This window comes from Xanthovirga aplysinae (genome assembly GCF_009711365.1).
Taxonomy (GTDB): Bacteria; Bacteroidota; Bacteroidia; order Cytophagales; family Cyclobacteriaceae; genus Xanthovirga; species Xanthovirga aplysinae.
Map to the genome: position 1 here is coordinate 1 of NZ_SMMB01000752.1, position 3,710 is coordinate 3,710.

Genomic DNA, 3,710 nt, shown 5'->3' on the forward strand with positions numbered 1-3,710 from the left:
ATAAAATTGAAGAGTACAATAAAACAAACAGGAATTTTGAGTTCTACTGGTTTCCTTATACTAAGACTGTTCAATTAAAATTTGTAAATGAAACTCAGGAAAAGATTCAGGATAAGGGTTTTTGGAAGAGTATGAATGATGTGGTCCTGGAAAATGGAATTTTTTATTTGATAAGCATGGTGGCACGTTTTATTCCCAGCCTTTCAAAGCAGATTAGTAAACTTACCGCATTGGGTGTTGCTAAAGGCCAATATGTAAATTATAGTAACAAAATCTTCAGCACCCAGAGGTGGGTGAGGTTTTATGAAATGGAATATAATGTTCCTGCAAAACATTTTGTGGCTGTTTTTAAAGAAATAGAAGCTTGTATCAAAGAAAACAAGTTTGAAGTGCATTTTCCAATTGAAGGACGTTTTGTAAAGGCCGATAATATTATGATTAGCCCTGCCCACCAAAGGGAAAGTTCCTATATCGCTGTCCATATGTTTCATGGGATGAAATATAAAGCCTATTTTGAGGCATTAGAGAAAATTTTTAAAAAGTATAAGGGGAGACCACATTATGGAAAAATGCATACCCTGAGAGCTAAGGATTTTGAATCCCTTTATCCTAAATGGGATGAATTTAAAAAGATTAGAAATGAGTCAGATCCCAACCAGGTTTTTGTAAATCCTTATTTAAAAGAAGTTTTCGGGCTGGAGGCAATGGTCGAAACTATGGATTCCGAAATGGCGAATAAAAGTATGGAGAAAAGAGGTTCCTAGTTTTAATAAAATTTATCGGGGTTTGACATGGTAATTCTTGGAGGTAATTTCAATAACCTGCTTTAGTAATACTCCTCCTTGAGTTTTTTATTGTTTTGGGCAACATTAATGAATTGTAATGCTTCATATTGGTGTTACAATCTATAAATAAGTGTTCCTGAATAATATTTTGCCTATGTCTGATATTATAGTCGATCCCAGAAAGACCAATTATGATATTCGTCACCAAAAAGTGGGGACGAAGGAGCTAACGCGTTTTGAGCGTATTCACACAGAAATATTTATAGGGTCACGTGAGGGCTCAGCAGCTGTTGCGGAGGAAATTGCTGAACTTATTCAATCAAAAGAAAGGCAGGGTCAACAATGTATCCTTGGATTAGCAACTGGTTCTTCACCCATTCATGTTTATGCGGAATTAGTTCGAATGCATAAGGAGGAGGGGCTAAGTTTTCGGAATGTGGTCACATTTAATTTGGATGAATATTATCCAATGGACCCAAAGGGAGCGCAAAGCTATGTTCGTTTTATGGATGAACATTTATTCAGCCATGTGGACATTTTAAAGGAAAATATTCATATTCCGGATGGAATGTTAAGCCCCCAGGAAGTTCAAAAATTTTGTGTTGATTATGAACTTAAAATTAAAGCCCTTGGGGGACTGGATTTGCAAATATTGGGAATAGGGAGGACAGGACATATTGGTTTTAATGAACCAGGCTCTCATCGAAATTCCATTACAAGACCAATTACTTTGGACCATATTACTATTTCCGATGCCGCAAAAGATTTTAATGGTGTTGATGCAGTGCCTCGGAAGGCAATAACAATGGGGGTGAGTACGATCCTAAAGGCCCGTCGTGTGATTTTAATGGCTTGGGGTACTCATAAGGCAGATATTGTTCGGCAAATGTTGGAAGGAGAAATAACCTCTTCAGTTCCAGCTACCTATTTGCAATTGCATGCAAATGCCACTGTGGTTGTTGATGAAGCAGCTGCTTTTCACTTAAAACGACAAAAAACCCCATGGTTAGTGGGGCCTTGTATATGGACTGAAGACTTGAAAAAGAAAGCAATTGTATGGCTCTGTCAGAAGGTAAACAAACCTATTCTTAAACTTACAAATAGAGATTACAATAGTCATGGAATGTCGGGTTTATTAGCGGAGGAGGGCTCTTCTTACGAGTTGAATATTAGAATGTTTAATAGAATGCAGCATACCATTACTGGTTGGCCAGGAGGAAAACCTGGTGCAGATGATACTTTTCGTCCTGAACGAGCTGAACCTGCAAAAAAGAGGGTGTTAGTCTTTAGTCCTCATCCTGATGATGATGTAATTTCTATGGGGGGAACCTTATTAAGATTAGTGGAACAAGGACATGAAGTACATGTAGCTTACCAAACTTCGGGAAATATTGCCGTGGCTGACCATGATGCTTTACGTTTTGCGGAGGTCGCAGCTGACCTTTTGTCTTTTGGAAATTCAAAAAATACCAGGCATCAATTATTTCTTGTACAGGTAATTGATCAGTTAAAAAATAAAGGAGAATCGAATGAAAACTTGAGCGGATCCCTAAAAATAAAAAGCCTGATAAGAAGAGGAGAAGCCAAAGCCGCAGCTAGGTTTTGTGGAGTTTTAGATGAACAAATTCATTTTTTAGATTTACCTTTTTATGAAACTGGCAAAGTGAAAAAAAAGCCCATTGGAGAAGAAGACTTGCAAAGGGTTTATAATTTAATTGAAAAGGTAAAACCTCATCAGATTTACGCTGCAGGAGATTTAGCTGATCCTCATGGAACTCACAAAGTTTGTTTGGATATAATCATGAGTGCCCTGGCCCGCCTTCGTAATAAAACTTTTATGAAGGAATGTTATGTGTGGTTATATAGAGGTGCCTGGCATGAATGGCCTATTAATGAGATTGATATGGCTGTTCCCTTAAGTCCAGATGAATTGCGTAAAAAGCGAAAGGCGATTTTCTTCCATCAATCGCAAAAAGATGAGGTTATGTTTCAAGGTAGCGATGAAAGGGAGTTTTGGCAAAGGGCTGAGGAAAGAAATCGGGAAACTGCCAGTTTATACGATGGGTTGGGGCTTCCCGAGTACGAGGCATTTGAGGCATTTAAACGATATTATTTTTAAGTGATGGGAAGTTTTTAGGAAAAAAAACATCTTGATAATTGAATTAGTTAAATATAATCCATTTTATTCAATTCATTTTCTCATTTTAAGGGCCTCAATAAGTCTTCCAGTCCGTTTAATTTAATTTCATAGATCGTTCTTAAAAGCATGCCTAGTTTTCCATCAGGAAAGCCTTTTCGGGCAAACCATTCCAAATAACTAATGGGCAAATCACAAAGCAGTCGGCCTTTATATTTGCCAAATGGCATTTGCATTTTTACCAGAGATTCTAAAAGTTCAGGTTTCATCAAAGGGCGTACTCTTTTTTAAGCTGCTTGTCCAAAACAAAAGTACCAAATGGGAGAAGGGAAGCAAAAAATGCCCATAGGCTTTTTCCAAAACTCCATTTGTATTGGATCATAAGTATAAGGAGGAAAAGACAATAGGCTACAAACAAAATGCCATGGGCCCATCCAGTATATTTTACAACTTCAGGCATATTCGCAAAATACTTTAGAGGCATGGCAATTAGAAGAAGAAACAAATAGGAAAGTCCTTCCAGTAGGGCAATTTTTCGAAAAGTGTTGAGGTTTTTTAGATCCATCTTTGCGCAATTTCTATGTTCGATTGCAAATATAAGATCAGGAATCCAATAGAAAAATTAATTGGAAATAGAAGATTAGAGTATTAAAGGATTAAGGAAAATAAATCTTTAAGATGCTTAAATTATAAGATTTATATAATACTTATTAATTGGAATATATTTTTAGTTAATTTTTAAATATTTTTTTGCTTGTTGAAATTTATTATGAACAACTGTTTTAGGG

The 3,710-nt window shown here is 36.4% G+C and carries 4 protein-coding genes; 2 read left to right on the forward strand and 2 right to left on the reverse strand.

The window, feature by feature from the left end; translation table 11 throughout:
- Together E1171_RS05095 and nagB are read left to right on the forward strand one after the other, a co-directional pair.
- A partial coding sequence (locus E1171_RS05095; RefSeq protein ID WP_281347200.1) for a D-arabinono-1,4-lactone oxidase occupies positions 1-764 on the forward strand: 764 nt, incomplete at its 5' end.
- A gap of 175 nt (positions 765-939) precedes the next feature.
- Entirely contained in the window at positions 940-2,904 is a 1,965-nt protein-coding gene (gene nagB, locus E1171_RS05100) for a glucosamine-6-phosphate deaminase (RefSeq protein WP_155204733.1), read from the forward strand.
- An 80-nt stretch (positions 2,905-2,984) separates the two neighbouring features.
- On the opposite strand, the gene E1171_RS05105 is transcribed toward nagB, so the two are convergent.
- On the reverse strand, positions 2,985-3,191 hold the full coding sequence (locus E1171_RS05105) for a DUF3820 family protein (protein ID WP_155204735.1): 207 nt from the start codon (positions 3,189-3,191) through the stop codon (positions 2,985-2,987).
- Positions 3,191-3,487, reverse strand: coding sequence for a DUF3817 domain-containing protein (locus E1171_RS05110; protein ID WP_155204736.1), 297 nt, complete (start codon positions 3,485-3,487; stop codon positions 3,191-3,193). Before E1171_RS05110 ends, E1171_RS05105 begins: the two co-directional genes overlap by 1 nt.
- Positions 3,488-3,710 lie beyond the last annotated feature (223 nt).

What these genes read in the sequence shown, in the direction of transcription:
- nagB (WP_155204733.1), top strand. Translation starts at nt 940, where the DNA reads ATGTCTGATATTATAGTCGATCCCAGAAAGACCAATTATGATATTCGT.
- E1171_RS05105 (WP_155204735.1), bottom strand. Translation starts at nt 3,191, where the DNA reads ATGAAACCTGAACTTTTAGAATCTCTGGTAAAAATGCAAATGCCATTT.
- E1171_RS05110 (WP_155204736.1), bottom strand. Translation starts at nt 3,487, where the DNA reads ATGGATCTAAAAAACCTCAACACTTTTCGAAAAATTGCCCTACTGGAA.